Source organism: uncultured Ligilactobacillus sp., from assembly GCF_948826705.1.
Taxonomy (GTDB): domain Bacteria; phylum Bacillota; class Bacilli; order Lactobacillales; family Lactobacillaceae; genus Ligilactobacillus.
Genome location: NZ_CAQLEL010000136.1, coordinates 21,250 through 36,745 on the forward strand (window position 1 = coordinate 21,250; position 15,496 = coordinate 36,745).

The window sequence follows — 15,496 nt, forward strand, 5'->3', positions numbered from 1 at the left end:
AATTTTGCTCTTTGGAGTTAATGATTTTTTTTACGAATAATAGATAAAGGGGTTTATGATCATGCCTGTATTTGATTATGAAGATATTCAACTTGTTCCTAATAAATGTATCGTTAAAAGTCGGTCTGAGATCGATACCCGTGTTAAATTTGGCCCAATGACATTCAATATTCCAGTCGTTCCAGCCAATATGCAAACCGTGATCGATGAAGACTTAGCTATTTGGTTAGCACAAAACGGTTATTTCTATATCATGCACCGGTTTGAAGAAAACGAACGTGTCCCATTTGTTAAAAAGATGCACCAACTTGGACTCTTTGCCTCGATCTCAGTCGGGGTCAAACCACAAGAATATCAGTTGATCGATCAACTTGCACAAAAAAATTTGATCCCTGAGTATATCACGATCGATATTGCCCATGGTCATTCAGATACTGTGATCGATATGATCAAATACATCAAGGCAAAACTTCCTGGGGCCTTTGTTATCGCTGGTAATGTTGGAACTCCTGAAGGCGTACGCGAATTAGAAAACGCCGGTGCTGATGCTACTAAAGTCGGGATCGGACCGGGTAAAGCTTGCATCACTAAAGTCAAGACTGGTTTTGGGACTGGTGGTTGGCAATTAGCTGCCCTTCGTCTCTGCGCTAAAGCTGCTCGTAAACCGATCGTAGCTGATGGCGGGATCAGAACCAATGGTGATATCGCTAAATCCGTTCGTTTTGGGGCTTCAATGTGTATGATCGGCTCAATGTTTGCCGGACATGCCGAAACACCTGGCGAGATCATTGAACAAGATGGCCAAAAATATAAGACTTATTTTGGTTCGGCTTCTCAATACCAAAAAGGTGAATACAAAAACGTTGAAGGTAAGAAACTCTTAGTCCCTTACCGTGGTCACATTTCCGATACCCTTCGCGAAATGCAAGAAGACTTACAATCCTCCATCTCTTATGCTGGTGGACGTGACTTAGCTGCACTTCGTAAAGTTGATTACGTGATCGTTAAAAACTCGATCTTTAACGGTGACCAATATTAAAGAATAAAACCGATCCCCCCTAGGACTTAAATAGTCTTAGAGGGGATCGTTTTATTTATCCATAAATGATCTGCGTTCCTTGTTTGATCACTGGCATAGTATATGGCTCTAAATAGAGTACATTTTCTTGGAGATGCTCTTTTTCTGGTACCGGTTTAAAGTTGAGTACGGTATGCCCGATCGTTGTTAGGTTACTTTTAACCAATTCACCTAAATATTTTACATGATAAACTTGATCATCGATCTGGATCTTAGAACCGATCTCTAAATCATAGTTCTTGGTCGCATCATTTTCAAAGCGTTGGATCACAGAAACTTCTCGTAAGCGAGGAGAAGCTGTTTCATCAAATAAGATCACCATTGGCTCATCTTTAGAGACTGCCTTAGCTCCGATTTCAATAACTTCACTTTTGATCATAACTTTACAAACCCTCTCTAGCACATCACCTAATTTTGCGTCGCTTTATCTACACAACACAGCTACATTATACCGCACTTTTATGTAGAAAAGTAGTTTTTCTACCATTTGTGGACTTCCCGACTTAGGTTACACAATTTTTTCTTTAAAAATGTTAGAATAATAATTGAGCAAGATGAATGGAGGGATTTTTTTGAAAGAACAGATTTACTTTGGAACTTATACCAAAAAAACTAGCCAAGGTATCTATCACGCTTTTTTGGACACTGATACCGCTCAAGTTTCCACGCCACAAGTAGCGATCGCCGTGGAAAACCCTACTTACTTAACTACAACTGATCAAACTTTGCTGACTGTAGCCAAGGAAGGTCCTCTAGGTGGGATAGCTGCTTATGAACTAGCAAATGACAGCTATGCACTTACAGACGACGCTCTTGTGGCTGGTGCTAATCCATGCTATGTAGCTTTCGATAAAAAGCGGTCTTTAATCTATACTGCTAATTATCACAAGGGACAGATCGACGTCTATCGTTTAAATAACGATAAAACATTGACCCTTTGTGATTCTGTCGTTCAAACTGGCTATGGTCCCCGTAAAGAGCAGGATGGTTCACACGTTCACTATACCGATCTGACTCCTGACGGGCGATTGGCGGTCGTTGATCTGGGTAACGATACGGTCTCGACTTACGATATTTCAGATGAAGGTAAGTTAGTACCTGTTTCGATCTTAAAAACCAAAGCCGGGCTCGGACCACGCCATTTAGCGTTTGCTCCCGATAAAAAGACAGCTTATTTAGTCGGTGAACTTTCAAGCACAGTTTCTGTACTTGATTATGACCTTACAACTGGTGCTTTTTACTTACGCCAAACTGTAAGTACGATCCCGAGTGATTGGAGCGAACATAACGGCGCAGCTGCGATCAGAGTTTCTAATGATGGTCGCTTTGTCTACGTTTCTAATCGCGGTCACAACTCACTTGCTGTCTTTGAAGTTTTGGATGGCGAATTGAAATTGATCCAACATCTTACGACTCATGGTGATTTTCCACGTGATTTTGCGCTAGATCCAACTGAAAGATTTATTTTAGTCGCTAACCAAAATACTGATAATGCAGCCTTGTATACCCGTGACCAAGAAACTGGCTTACTTGCTTGTTGTCAAAAAGATATTCCTCTTCCCGAGGGTGTCTGTGTTTATTTTAAATAAAAGGAATGAAGAATTTGCTTTATCGCGAAGTTTGCTTAGAAAATTATACTGACCTCCCCCAAGCTGTTTTAAATGGCGCTGATCGGATCGAGATCTGCGACAATCTCGCTGTCGGTGGGACTACGATCAGCAAAGGGGTTATGGGCGAAGCCATCAAATATACCCATGAAAAAAATATTCCCTTAGTGATCTTAGTTCGTGCCCGTGGTGGAAATTTTGTTTACAATGATATCGAATTAAAGATCATGGAAGCTGACATCTTAGAAGCCCAAGCTTTAGGTGCTGATGCTGTTTGTATCGGTGCTTTGACAGCTGATGGCCAAGTCGACTACGAAGCAATGGAAACACTCATTGCTGCAGCTGGCGGAATGGAACTCGTCTTTAATATGGCCTTTGATGAATTGAGCTTTAACGAACAAAAACGGACGATCGATTGGGCCAGCGAACAAGGCTTTAGCCGGATCTTGACACATGGCGGTCCTAAAGATACTCCGATCGAAGCTAATTTAGAGCATTTAAAAGAGCTCATCGCTTATGCTGATGGTCGGATCACGATCCTACCTGGTGGCAAGATCACAGCTAAAAATGCTCAAGCTGTAGCTGATGCCTTACAAATCACGGCTGTCCATGGAACTAAAATATTAGATTGATCTACACAACAAGTCTGACATTGGTCAGGCTTGTTTTTTTATTTCACAAAAAAAGCCAGTCCCCTGACTGACTCGAAATAGTTAGTTATATCTTCAAATATGCAAATGCCATATATACGACACCTAAAGCCAAAATGACGCTCAGTTGTAGTTTGTAAGTGATCCTCAGATAAGCGATATACTCACGCATAAACGCATTGAGTGTAAAATACCAACGAGTTTTGGCACCAAAGCCAACACATTTAAGACCTTGACGTTTAGCGATCACTAATGCACGATAAACGTGATATGAATTAGTAGCGATCCCAAACTTAGTCTCTGGCGCCATCAAGCGATGTGAAAATAAAATATTTTCATACGTAGTCGTAGACTTATTTTCAACGATGATATCGTCTGCGGGTAGCCCTTGCTTTAAAGCATAGTTACGCATCGCTTCACCTTCTGCGATCACTTCATCTGGTCCTTGTCCTCCCGACATGATCAATTTTAAACCTGGTGTTTTACGATAGACCTCGATCGCTCGCTCGATCCGCGCTGCCAATAACGGTGTTACCTCAGTTCCATTTAGCCCTGCACCTAAAACTATGATATAGTCGAGTTTTGGCAGCTTAAGATGGACTAAATTCAAAGCCAGCGTTATAGTATACATCACCATAACGAGTAAGAAATAGACCGTCACCGAACCTAAATAACCATAGGCGTACATCCAAATATTTTTATCGGTAAAATGCCCAAACATTGGCCAGATCACTAAGTAAGCAATACAAAAGATCCCAAAACCTAGCGATAATAGATTATGGAACTTAAAGCCCTCATTTAAGATCACCTTGATCCCATTGTAAAGAAAGGCTAACACTAACACAAACGGCCATAATACCATACATATCGTCACTATGATAGCTAAAAAGACAATAATGAGAAACAGCCACTGATGAGCATACAAAAACTCACTGTATCTCATTAAAAGCGCAGCGATAAAGATCACTGTTGTCAGTAAAAAGGTCACAAATGAAACACCAGCCCATAAAGAACGAGGCTCGTGACTCATGGTATAAGTAAACCAACCAATTCCAACTAAGAATATCGATACAAATATTAACATTTAAATTACCCTTATGTCCCCATAAAAAATCTCATAAATAATTTTGCAATATTAAAGTAGATCAACACCGAGGTCAAGTCACTTAACGTTGAGATAAACGGACCTGAGGCCACAGCGGGATCGACTCCGATCTTATCCATCAAATTAGGGATAAAGCTCCCAGCTAAGTTTGCCACCGTGATCGCACACATCATCGCCATTCCGATAACAAAGCCTAAAATAAAGTTTTGCTTCCAAAAACCAACGATCAAAAAGATCGTCAAACCTGTAACTAATCCCGTAACAAGACCAGTCAAAAGTTCGATAAAGAATTGGCGATAAACAGACGGTTGATCTTCATCACGACTGGCTAGGCGGCGAACTGCGACCGCCAAACTCTGAGTCCCCGCATTCCCGGCAGTACCCGTGATCGAAGAAACAAAGATCGCTAAAATACTAGCTTGACTGATCATGCCTTCGTAATGTGAGATCAAAGTCGTCGTCGACATCCCCAGTAATAACAAGACGATCAGCCAAGGCAAACGATTGCTCGCAGCCTTGATCGGATTATCTGCTACTTCTTCTGTATCAACAGCAGCCAAACCGGAATAATCTTCGGCAGATTCTTCATCGATAACATCAATGATATCATCGACGTTGATGATCCCGATCAATTTATTCTCATAATCGGTCACTGGGATCGCTAAGAAGTTGTAGTCCCTGATCGTCTGTGCAACTTCAGCTTGATCATCAGAAACTTTAACTGACATCACAGGTGTTGTCATGATATCCGTGATCATTTGATCATCATCGTTTATCAAAAGATCACGCAAAGTCAAAACACCGATCAACTTATTATCAGAGCCAACAACATAAACATAATAGATCGTTTCGGCATCGCTTGCTTCACGTTTGACAACATGCATTGCCGAGCGGACCGTCTGATTGCCTGCGATCGCCACATATTCCGTCGACATGATCGCACCAGCAGTTTTATCTTCATAGTGCAACATTTCACGGATCTCAGCGGCTTTTTCAGTCGGCAAAAGGCGCAGATAACCCGCCAGATCTTTCTTGGGTACATACGCCAAAATATCGACTGCGTTATCGGTATACATCTCATCAATAACATTTGCTACATATTGTGGCGTCATTTCTTCAAAGTATTTTACGACCTCTTCGGGTTCATCTTCGATCGCATCAAACATATCTCCGACTTCTTTGGCCGTTAAATAGCGATACAGCCTCGCTCTTTGTTGTGAATTTAATTCAGTAAAGATCTGTGCTTGTTCATAAACGTGCAGATCCAAATAATTTTCCCTAAATTGTCGTGCTTTTTGGCTGTTCAGCAACTGGATGATCTTCTCGTCACTTTGAATTTTTACCAGATTTTCAGCCATACACATCCCTCTTTTCTAATTGTTTTCTAAATACTGTTGCATATCTCGCGGTAATTCACAAGTAAACTCAACATCTTTTTCTAAAAAAGGATGATAAAAGCGCAGATAAACACAATGCAAGGCTTGCCGTTGCAAAGGTAAAACTTTAGCGCCATCATACAAGCGATCTCCTAATAACGGATGTTTTAAATAAGCGCTGTGAACACGGATCTGATGTGTTCGCCCTGTGTGCAATTGGATACGGTAAAGCGTCGCTTGGCCTACGTCTTTCTCGTACCAATATTGAGTTTTAGCAAATTGACCGCCTGCAACTACTTGCCGTTTTATCAAACTACCCTCTTGGCGTCCGATCGGTAAGTTTACTGTAAAATGTGGATTCGTCAGTTTACCCGTAAGTAAAGCCAGATATTCTTTTTTGATCGTATGCGCATGTTGCTGCTGATCGATCAAAGCATGAGCATATCGATGTTTAGCAACTAAAACTAATCCAGTCGTATCACGGTCTAGTCTGGTTGCGATGTGAACAACAGTCTGCTCATAACCACGTAATTTGTAATAGCCTATGATCCGATTGACTAATGAATCAGTTCTCTGTTTTGTCAATGGTGACGGGATAGTAGTCAGACGTGCTGGTTTGTTGACGATCAGATAATGATCATCTTCATAGACGATATCTAAAGGGACATATGATGGGATCACTGCCTCTTTGCGCGGATGTTCCGGTGGTAAAATGATCGTGATCTTATCACCTTTTTTTATTTGATCCACGATCCGGCCTGAAGTGTTATTCACCAATAATTGACCACCTTCATGTCTGATCTTAGCTGATAAACGCCGTGACACGCCCTTTTGTTTTAAAAATGTCTTTAAATGACAGTTATTTTCTTCGTTATAAATCCATTCTATCTTCATCTTCAGTTCCTATAAAGGCGTCTTGAACTCGGCGCCAAAAATGTGTGTGGCGGTATTTAGCAAAATAGATCCGCCGTTTTGAGATCTTATATTGGATCTCACAGATCTGACGGTTATGATACGATTCTGAGTCAACAGTCAAAATAAAATCGCTCCCTTTTCCCGGTCTAAAAGTGATCCAATCGTTAGGTGCCACGATCATCGGTGAGCTCAAAGTCCGAAAAACACGATTATTGATCGAACCGATCTCGGCTATCTGCAAGACCTCAAGATTAGGGTGAACTACTGCCCCACCAAGCGATTTATTATATGCAGTCGAACCAGTCGGAGTCGAAACACATAGACCATCACCTCTAAAACGTTCAAATAGTTCACCACCGATATATACATCCGTTACCATGGTGGCACTATTGCGCTTTAAAGTCGATTCATTCAATGCTAAATAACGCTCACGGCGCGGACTATCAGCATATTTAACGGAAACTTCCAATAATGGGTAACTGACAGATTGGCGATTATCCGACTGCAGACTGATCACCAAGTCATCGATCTCATCATCGCGCCAATCCGTATAAAAACCTAAATGTCCCGTATGAACACCCACAAAACGGATTTGTTCTAATTTATCCTTATAATGATGAAAAGCCGATAGCAAAGTACCATCGCCTCCGATCGTCACTACAACATCGGGCTCTTTATCATCGATCACAAAATGGCGTTCCACAAACTTTTGGTATAATTTTTTCTTAACAGCTTGTGATTTAGCTCGTTTATTAGCAAAAATTGCGATTCTCATTATTCTCACTTCCATGGTCGAATGTGTCTTGATCAATTACTCTGATCTCGTATGCTTATCTTCAAATAATCTTTGTGCCTCATTGACTTCTTCTCTAATACTGGACATTTCTCGATCAAGCGCAAAAGCGATCTCAGCACTTGTCTCTAATCTCATCGCAACTTCAGGTGGAATACATCCTTGGTACTTGTAGTTGAGTGAATGTTCGATCGTAGCCCAAAAATTCATCGCTAGCGTCCTGATCTGGATCTCAACTTTTAATTGCTGCTCGCGCTCCATCAGTTGAACTGGATACATGACCACTAAATGATAGGATCGATAGCCACTTTCCTTGGGCGTTTTGATATAATCACGTTCTTCGATCACCTGCATATCTTTTCGCCTTCGTAAAAGTTCAACTACACGATAGATATCTTCCACAAACTGACACATGATCCGTACTCCCGCAATATCTTCCATATCCTGCGATAAACGCTTGGGCTTGATCATGCGCCGTTTCATCTTTTCTAAAATACTTGGTATTGGTTTGACTCTGCCGGTGACATATTCAATTGGACTGCGGTTGCCGCTCTTTTTAAATTGCCCACGCAGAGTTCTGAGTTTGAGTTTTAACTCATTGACTGCTTGATCATAAGGCTCTAAAAAATTGCTCCAATCGTCTTCCATTAAATAGATCACCACCTTTCCATACCTTATCAGTTTAACACAGACCCACGCTCTTTTACATTCTCAAAAAAATTAAAGCTACATTTTAACATATGAAAACGTTTTTGTGTACAAAATGAGTCAGATTTATTGCAAAAATCATTTTTTTTGCTTAAAGTATAAATATAGAAAAAAGGAATATTTGATCAAGTGGAGGAAAACACCATGTTAGAGATATATTTGTTTATCAATCCTCTTGGCGCTAAATGCTACGAAGCAGAACAAAACATTTTAAAACTTGCGGAAGAATCGTCACAAAAGTTTCAGATTCGTTTTATCCCACTTTTGAACTTGCAATCAGTGACCAAGGTTATGTCTGTGATGAATGTTTCAGGTGATACTTTGCAATTACGCAATAAAGTGTCTCAGATTTTGTATAATGCCGTTTTGGATTACAAAGCCGCCCTTTTTCAAGGACGTAAGCGCGGTCACGATTTCTTGCTTAATGTTCAGCGCCAACTCTATGTCGAACATAAAAAATACAGTGAAGAAGTCGTCATTCGTGCAGCTAAGGAGAGTAAGCTAGATCTTGCTATGTTTGAACACGATCGACGCTCGAAACTAGCAGTTGAGAGTTTTCGAGAAGATCAAAGATTAGCTGCTGAAATGAATGTTAATACCCCACCATCTATGGTGGTATACAATTTAGACTATCTTGAATGTGCGGTCTCAGTTGAGAACTGCACCTCGTTATCATGTTTGGAAGAATTGATTTTTGGTAATGCAGCAAAGGAATTTGTTTGTACCAAAAATGAGCTTCAGCCAACTTATCACCAATTATCATTAAAAAAATAAACTTGCTCGACCCTTGTGGTCGAACAAGTTTATTTTTTTATTGTCTATTTAGCTAATAGTTCTTTTAATTCAGCCAAACGTTCCTCAAAGATCCCAAAGGCTTTCTCTAAATATTTACTATCAGTCATATCAACACCAGCTTTTTTCATTACCTCTAATGGAGCAGCTGAACTACCTGCTTTTAAGTAATTCAAATAAGCTTCAGTGTGAGCAGACTCTTCATCTAAGATGCGCTCTGCTAAAGTAGTAGCTGCACCAAAACCAGTTGCGTATTGATAAACATAGAAATTATAGTAGAAATGCGGGATCCGTGACCATTCATATGCGATCTCTGGATCATTTTCAACCGCACTACCATAGTAACGTTGATTTAATTCACTGTAAAAATCTGACATCAGATCTGCTGTTAATGGCACTTGTGATGCATCTTTTTCATGGATCCAAGCTTCAAACTCAGCAAATTGTGTTTGCCGATAAACGGTTCCTTTAAAGCCATCTAGATAGTGATTCAACACGTAAGCCCGTACCTTAGGATCAGTTTGGGTCTCTAACAAATACTGAGTCAACAAGTTTTCGTTTGTCGTTGATGCGATCTCAGCAACAAAGATCGAATAATCCCCATATTGATAAGGCTGATTAGTCCGTGTATAGTAGCTGTGCATCGTGTGTCCCATCTCATGAACCAACGTAAAGAGGTTATCTAAGGTATCTTGCCAATTCAATAAAATATATGGTGCAGTATCATAAGCCCCACCCGAATAGGCACCCGAACGCTTACCCGCATTAGCAACAACATCGATCCAACGTTCATCAAAAGCCTTCTCTACATAAGTAATATATTCTTCGCCTAAGACACTCAAAGCCTCTAAGGTCATCTTCTTAGCCTGTTCATAAGTAAACGTCAATGTCGGTTCACCAGTCAATGGAGTATACATATCATACATATGCAACTCATCGACACCTAAGCTACCTTTGCGTAAAGCTACATAATCATGCAGTAGCCCCAAATTTTCATTGACTGTTTTGACCAAAGTATCATAAACAGCTACCGGAATATCATTTTGCGCTAATGAAGCTTCCTTGGCACTTTGATAATTACGTAATTTAGCTGAAAAATTATGCTTACGCACATGCGCAGATAATGTAGCCGCAAACGTATGTCTAAACTGCTTATACACAGCGTATAACTGTTCGAATGCTTCACGTCTAACTGGGCGCTCGATCGATTCGAGCAATTTACCGTAGACTCCACTTGAAAGCTCGACTTTTGAACCTGATTCATCAGTTACTACGGGGAATTTTAGATCAGCATTGTTTAAAACTTCAAAAACATTGGTCGAAGCGCCTAAAATGTCGCTTGCACCTGCTAATAGCGCTTCTTCTTTTTCACTTAAGACATGTGCTCGAAGTCGAGTCCAATCATTGACTAATGTTTTATATGCATTCAATCTAGGTTCATCTCGATAATAGCTTGCTAATTTCTCCGGTGCTAAAGCTAATAATTCAGGCCGAAACCAAGCTAATTTAGCTGAAACATCAGCCAATAACTTTTGGACCCGTGCCATCAAAGCTTGATACTTAGCATTAGCGGTATCTTCATCATTTTTCATGCTTGCATAAACATAGACTACTTCAAGTTGACGATCTAGCTCAAGCATTGCTGTTAGAGCAGCCAAAAAGGCTTTTGCTCCATTCCCTAATGTATTTTTGTATCGTTCAAAATCTTCAGCAGCTTTAGCAACTTGCGTAAATGCTACTTCAAATTCTGCATCAGTCGCAAAGATCTTGGTCAGATCCCAAGTAAGCTCGAGTGCCACTTCTGATCTTTTTGGTAGACGCGTTACTTCACTCATTACAAAATCCCCCTTTAATTATAGGTAGTGCCTTAATTTTAGAAATTTTTTTTAAGAAAAGCAAGTCCTTTACAAAAATTATCAATGTCTTGTTCAATAAATGGCTTCAGATCAACAAAAACCAGCTCGTAAGACTGTACTTTAGGCCTTAGAAGCTGATCACAGTATAACTCTGTCCGCCACCATAAAGTTGCCGTCCGATATAAAGGGTAACCATAGCTCAACGCCAAACAATCATCTATCACCTCAGTCAGCTTTAGATGTTTTTGATATGTTAATTGCTGCAATTTGCGCATGGCTCCAGTCGAATAATATATCTGTTTAGCCAGAGCGTGTTTTTGTCTTTTTCTTTCACTTGCCGCTAAATTCTTTAATTGTATCTTTTGTGGATCAGCAAAAAAAGCTTTTAATTTTTTGACATCATTTGTCCGCCAATATTGATATTTAAGTGGCAAAAAATCAGCTTTTTGGATCCCATAAATAACTTCAAAATACGCCTTGGTAGGATCGAGATAGATCAAATAAAAACCACAATTTTTTGACCACCGCATAAATTGTGCAACTTGCTGTGGTAAACTGCGCTTAAGTCTATAATTATTTCCCAAGATCCACAATTCAGCTAGGCCAGCATTTTTATATCCACGTGAGCGTTTTTGCAATTTACGTAAACTAAGCGGTGCACATTGATATTCTAAAGCTAATAGCTGGTGATCAGGCAACTGGATCAATAGATCTGGACGTTGCTTTAGCCCAGATAGATAGGCTTCAAGCTTAACTTGTGCTCCAAACGCCCTAAAAAAAGTAGCTAATATCTGTTTTCCACGTAAATGTTCACTAGTCTCACCTTCACTAAAAGCTCCACAAGCCCGCTTTAAATGTGCGAAATGTGCCGTATAATAATGCCCCTGACGTAAAATGACTGGTTCATGGCAACTTGGACAATAGTATTTTTGCTCTCTTGTTGCTCCTTGAGCTGTGATCATTTTTGAATCTTTCGTTAGCGCATATAACATTTAAAAGCCTCCTTTACTATTAAGATACGCAAAGGCAACTAAATTTAATGCAAAAAAATAGAACAGATAGCCTGTCCTATTTGATTCAGTAATTATTTAAAATGATACCGCGCTAATTCAAGTGCCGCATGTTCCATCAAACACTTGCCACGTTCTTTAACGACTGCAGATTCAAACTGCTCTTTTTGACCATACTCATAAACTAAAGCCATTGCATCCTTAACATCAGCCATTTCCATCTGGTCAGCAAAAAAGACTAATTCAAGATAGTACTTGCCATCTAAATGATAAAGATTCGAGACTGTACTGTCATAATTGAAAGCCTTGGCCAACTGAATAAAATCTTCAAAGTCAGCAAAACTTACCACATAGCGATACTGTGCTTCTGGATCTTCTTTTAAGTAGCCTGATACTCCGTCACCGTCATCGGCTAAAGCAGGCTTTTGGCGTCTAATTTTTTCATTTTCACCGGTGATCTGTTTTCTGATATAGTCAGCTAGATCATTCCCGATCCCGGCATTAGCGATATTTAACGGCGAGTCGGTTGCATCACTTTCTTTTGAATCATCGCGTTCTAAATTCATCGAAGCTTCTGCTTTTTTAGGATCCACCTTGGTAATAAATAGCTCTAATCCATTTTGATTAGGGATCAGTTGGAAAGTTACCGCATCATTATCGCGAAATTCGTGGTCCTTATCGACCTCTTCTAAAATGCTAAAAAAGAAATTTTCGATCTCTTTTTGATTGCCAAGTAGATCAAGGACGGTGATACCACGATCAGTCAGATCTTCGGTTCCGAGTAATACCCTAATTGTATTCTCATTGACTTTTTCCATTTCCATCTGTGATCCTCCCTTTCCTACTTAAATGCTTGCAAAACACTTAATTTGCAACCTTTATCATACCAAAAATCATCAAAAAAGACCACCCAAAAAACTTGGAATGGTCTAATCTATAATGTATCTTATTACAAACTTTAGAAACCTGCAAGTTCACGGGCACGGCGCAATTCAAGCGCACGTACTTCCCGTGGTAGGAAACGACGAATCTCATCTTCATTGTATCCCACTTGAAGTCGCTTTTCGTCCATAATAATTGGTCGTCTTAACAGGCCGGGATGTTTTTGAACTAGATCAAGTAATTCTTGCAATGGCATTTCCTCGATGTTGATATCAAGTTCTTGATATGCTTTCGAACGCTTGGAGATGATCTCCTCTGTTCCATCTTCGGTCATCTTCAAGATCTGCTTGATCTCATCAATACTCAATGGTTCCGAAAAAATATTTCTTTCACTATAAGAAATGTTGTGATTTTTAAGCCATGCACGCGCCTTACGGCAAGATGTGCAACTTGGTGATGTGTATAAGGTAACCATATAAATCGCCCCTTCTCAATAAAACCTGGTGCAACCATACAATATATATCCTCATCCACCATTATACACCTATTTTAAAAAATTGATACCTTTTTATAAAAAATGATCACTATATTTTGATCAAGTTTTTAGAACCATTCTAATATCCACTAAAAAATACGTAAAAGCAAAGGAAACGCATTCATTGTATCAAATATTAATTCTTTTATAAGACATAATAAAAAAATTATCTAAAATTAAACCATCAATTATCTTAAAGGCTGGTATAATGCTAAAAAGACCCGAATTTTATCGATCCGAGCCTAATAAATTATGTTGCAACTAAGTATTATTTTTTATCTATTTAATTATATCAATGTTCTAATTTATCCCAAATAATGACCTTATTAGCTTGTAAAGATCTTTGAACATCAATAATCCGTTGATTCGAGCTCCCTCTAAATTGTAAAGTTAGATCTTTAAGGTCTTCGCGAAAGCGCCCGTCAACTAAAATATCGATCAATGACAATAATTCCAGCTTATCCGACGATTCTTTTTGTAACTCATCCCAAGTATACCCACTCCATGACCAGATATCCTTTTTATCACCATATTCTTGTTTGATACGCTTGACTAGTGGCAAACAAACTTGCGTATTTAAGAAGGGTTCTCCCCCTAGTAGCGTCAAGCCTTGAACATAATCATGCGAAAGGTCAGTCAAGATCTGATCTTCTAATTTTTTGGTGTACTCAAAGCCATAATCAAAACTCTGCGCAGCTTTATTATAGCAACCAGGGCAAGCAAATTTACAACCGCTGACATATAAACTGCATCTGACACCCTCTCCATCGACAAAATTGAACGGTTTATAGTCAGCTATTTTTTGTTTACTTAACTCGCTAGCTAACCATTCCTTAGGTTTAGGATCATTGGGGCGACGCACTCGTTTTTTAGCTTTAACTGGCCTTATCTGCTTTGGCGCTAGCGTCTCAGAAGCAACAAAGGCAGTATCGCCTCCAACCGTGATCCTGATCGTCCCACTATTCTCCATCAGCCACCATCCCCGGTGCAATATTTTTAGCCCGTGCAGCGATCTCTTCATGACGCCCATGAACCATTGGACGTTGCAAAGGATTACCTAGATATCCACAGGTCCGCTTAACACAATCACAGGTCTTAGGATCGTGGTTACCACAATCTGGACATTCAAAGCCACGTGCTGTTGCCTTGAATTCTCCCTCAAAGCCACATTTATAGCAATGATCGATCGGCGTATTTGTCCCTAGATAGCCAACTTTATCATAAGCAAAATCCCAAACTGCTTCTAAAGCTTTCGGATTTTGGCGCAAGTTTGGATACTCACAATAATGGATAAAGCCACCCGCAGCATATTTAGGATAATCCATCTCAAATTGAAGCTTTTCAAATGGTGTCGGATGCTTTCTGACATCATAATGGAAACTATTAGTGTAGTAATCCTTGTCAGTAACATCTTTGACTTTCCCAAATTCCTCCGTATCTAAACGACAGAAACGATCCGTCAAAGATTCACTTGGAGTTGAATAGACGCTAAAGTGGTATCCCGTTTCTTTAGACCAACGCACACACGCATCATGAAGTTGTTTAACGATCTCAAGTGTAAAATCATGCGCTGCTTGATCGTGTTCCCAATTTGGACCAAAGAAAAGTGTTCCCACTTCATAAAGTCCGATGTAGCCGATCGAAACCGTAGCCCGTTCATCTTTAAAAAGGCGACTCACATCTTCACCTGGTTTTAGCCGTTGCCCAAAAGCACCATATTGGTATAAGATCGGCGCATTTTCTGGGATCGCATCTAAGACCCGAGCCACTTTGAAATCAAGTGCGGTCTTGCAAAGTTTGACCTTATCGTTGAAGATCTGCCAGAAAAGATCCATGTCGCCATGAGATTCTAAAGCGATCCGTGGTAAGTTGAGCGTCACGACCCCTAAATTCATCCGGCCAGAGTTGACTTCATTTCCATGCTTATCTTTCCAACCTTGTAAGAATGAACGACATCCCATGGGTGCTTTAAAGCTTCCCGTTAATTCCTTGATCTTATCATACATCAAGACATCTGGGTACATCCGTTTAGTTGCACATTCAACAGCCAATTGCTTGATATCATAATTAGGATCTTCAGGTTTTAAATTCAACCCTTTTTTGATCGTAAAAACCAGTTTAGGAAAGATCGCCGTCCGCTTTTCTCGGCCTAACCCATCGATCCGGATCTTCAAGATCGATTTTTGGAT

General features: G+C 40.0%; 16 protein-coding genes. 4 read left to right on the forward strand and 12 right to left on the reverse strand.

Annotated elements, in window-relative coordinates:
- Positions 1–61: 61 nt before the first annotated feature.
- On the forward strand, positions 62–1,039 hold the full coding sequence (locus tag Q9Q35_RS10020) for a GMP reductase (protein WP_304653233.1): 978 nt from the start codon (positions 62–64) through the stop codon (positions 1,037–1,039).
- Between the two features lie 55 nt (positions 1,040–1,094).
- Here Q9Q35_RS10020 and Q9Q35_RS10025 read toward each other — a convergent pair whose 3' ends face one another.
- Positions 1,095–1,457: a PTS glucitol/sorbitol transporter subunit IIA gene (locus Q9Q35_RS10025; RefSeq protein ID WP_304653234.1), complete on the reverse strand. Its 363-nt coding sequence runs from the start codon at positions 1,455–1,457 to the stop codon at positions 1,095–1,097.
- Positions 1,458–1,650: 193 nt separating this feature from the next.
- On the opposite strand from Q9Q35_RS10025, the gene Q9Q35_RS10030 reads away from it, so the two are divergent.
- Together Q9Q35_RS10030 and Q9Q35_RS10035 are read left to right on the forward strand one after the other, a co-directional pair.
- The gene (locus Q9Q35_RS10030; RefSeq protein WP_304653235.1) at positions 1,651–2,667 is read left to right on the forward strand and encodes a lactonase family protein; all 1,017 of its coding nucleotides are present in this window, start codon (positions 1,651–1,653) and stop codon (positions 2,665–2,667) included.
- Positions 2,668–2,672: 5 nt separating this feature from the next.
- Positions 2,673–3,317 (forward strand): copper homeostasis protein CutC, encoded by a 645-nt coding sequence (locus Q9Q35_RS10035; RefSeq protein WP_304653236.1) that lies wholly within the window; start codon positions 2,673–2,675, stop codon positions 3,315–3,317.
- An 85-nt stretch (positions 3,318–3,402) separates the two neighbouring features.
- Here Q9Q35_RS10035 and Q9Q35_RS10040 read toward each other — a convergent pair whose 3' ends face one another.
- The 5 genes from Q9Q35_RS10040 to Q9Q35_RS10060 are packed head-to-tail and all read right to left on the reverse strand — an operon-like array spanning position 3,403 to position 8,172.
- On the reverse strand, positions 3,403–4,419 hold the full coding sequence (locus Q9Q35_RS10040) for a YdcF family protein (RefSeq protein ID WP_304653237.1): 1,017 nt from the start codon (positions 4,417–4,419) through the stop codon (positions 3,403–3,405).
- Positions 4,420–4,430: 11 nt separating this feature from the next.
- Positions 4,431–5,798, reverse strand: a complete 1,368-nt coding sequence (mgtE, locus tag Q9Q35_RS10045) for a magnesium transporter (RefSeq protein ID WP_304653238.1) — start codon at positions 5,796–5,798, stop codon at positions 4,431–4,433.
- Positions 5,799–5,813: 15 nt separating this feature from the next.
- Positions 5,814–6,710, reverse strand: coding sequence for an RluA family pseudouridine synthase (locus Q9Q35_RS10050; RefSeq protein ID WP_304653239.1), 897 nt, complete (start codon positions 6,708–6,710; stop codon positions 5,814–5,816).
- On the reverse strand, positions 6,688–7,506 hold the full coding sequence (locus Q9Q35_RS10055) for an NAD kinase (RefSeq protein ID WP_304653240.1): 819 nt from the start codon (positions 7,504–7,506) through the stop codon (positions 6,688–6,690). The genes Q9Q35_RS10050 and Q9Q35_RS10055 overlap by 23 nt, the downstream gene beginning before the upstream one ends.
- Before the next feature lie 36 nt (positions 7,507–7,542).
- Positions 7,543–8,172: a GTP pyrophosphokinase family protein gene (locus Q9Q35_RS10060; protein WP_304653248.1), complete on the reverse strand. Its 630-nt coding sequence runs from the start codon at positions 8,170–8,172 to the stop codon at positions 7,543–7,545.
- A gap of 204 nt (positions 8,173–8,376) precedes the next feature.
- On the opposite strand from Q9Q35_RS10060, the gene Q9Q35_RS10065 reads away from it, so the two are divergent.
- Complete coding sequence (locus Q9Q35_RS10065) at positions 8,377–9,006, forward strand: DsbA family protein (RefSeq protein ID WP_304653241.1); 630 nt, start codon at positions 8,377–8,379, stop codon at positions 9,004–9,006.
- A gap of 44 nt (positions 9,007–9,050) precedes the next feature.
- On the opposite strand, the gene pepF is transcribed toward Q9Q35_RS10065, so the two are convergent.
- The 6 genes from pepF to nrdD form a co-directional block, all read right to left on the reverse strand.
- Complete coding sequence (gene pepF, locus Q9Q35_RS10070; RefSeq protein WP_304653242.1) at positions 9,051–10,859, reverse strand: oligoendopeptidase F; 1,809 nt, start codon at positions 10,857–10,859, stop codon at positions 9,051–9,053.
- Positions 10,860–10,897: 38 nt separating this feature from the next.
- The gene (locus Q9Q35_RS10075) at positions 10,898–11,872 is read right to left on the reverse strand and encodes a competence protein CoiA (RefSeq protein ID WP_304653243.1); all 975 of its coding nucleotides are present in this window, start codon (positions 11,870–11,872) and stop codon (positions 10,898–10,900) included.
- Between the two features lie 92 nt (positions 11,873–11,964).
- Positions 11,965–12,714: an adaptor protein MecA gene (locus tag Q9Q35_RS10080; RefSeq protein WP_304653244.1), complete on the reverse strand. Its 750-nt coding sequence runs from the start codon at positions 12,712–12,714 to the stop codon at positions 11,965–11,967.
- A gap of 134 nt (positions 12,715–12,848) precedes the next feature.
- Positions 12,849–13,247: a transcriptional regulator SpxA gene (gene spxA, locus Q9Q35_RS10085; RefSeq protein ID WP_004048229.1), complete on the reverse strand. Its 399-nt coding sequence runs from the start codon at positions 13,245–13,247 to the stop codon at positions 12,849–12,851.
- 352 nt (positions 13,248–13,599) lie between these two features.
- A complete protein-coding gene (gene nrdG / locus Q9Q35_RS10090) occupies positions 13,600–14,277 on the reverse strand; it encodes an anaerobic ribonucleoside-triphosphate reductase activating protein (RefSeq protein ID WP_304653245.1) in 678 nt (225 codons plus the stop codon).
- Positions 14,267–15,496, reverse strand: a 1,230-nt coding sequence (gene nrdD, locus Q9Q35_RS10095; RefSeq protein WP_304653246.1) for an anaerobic ribonucleoside-triphosphate reductase, incomplete at its 5' end; no start/stop codon positions are given. The genes nrdG and nrdD, both read right to left, overlap by 11 nt.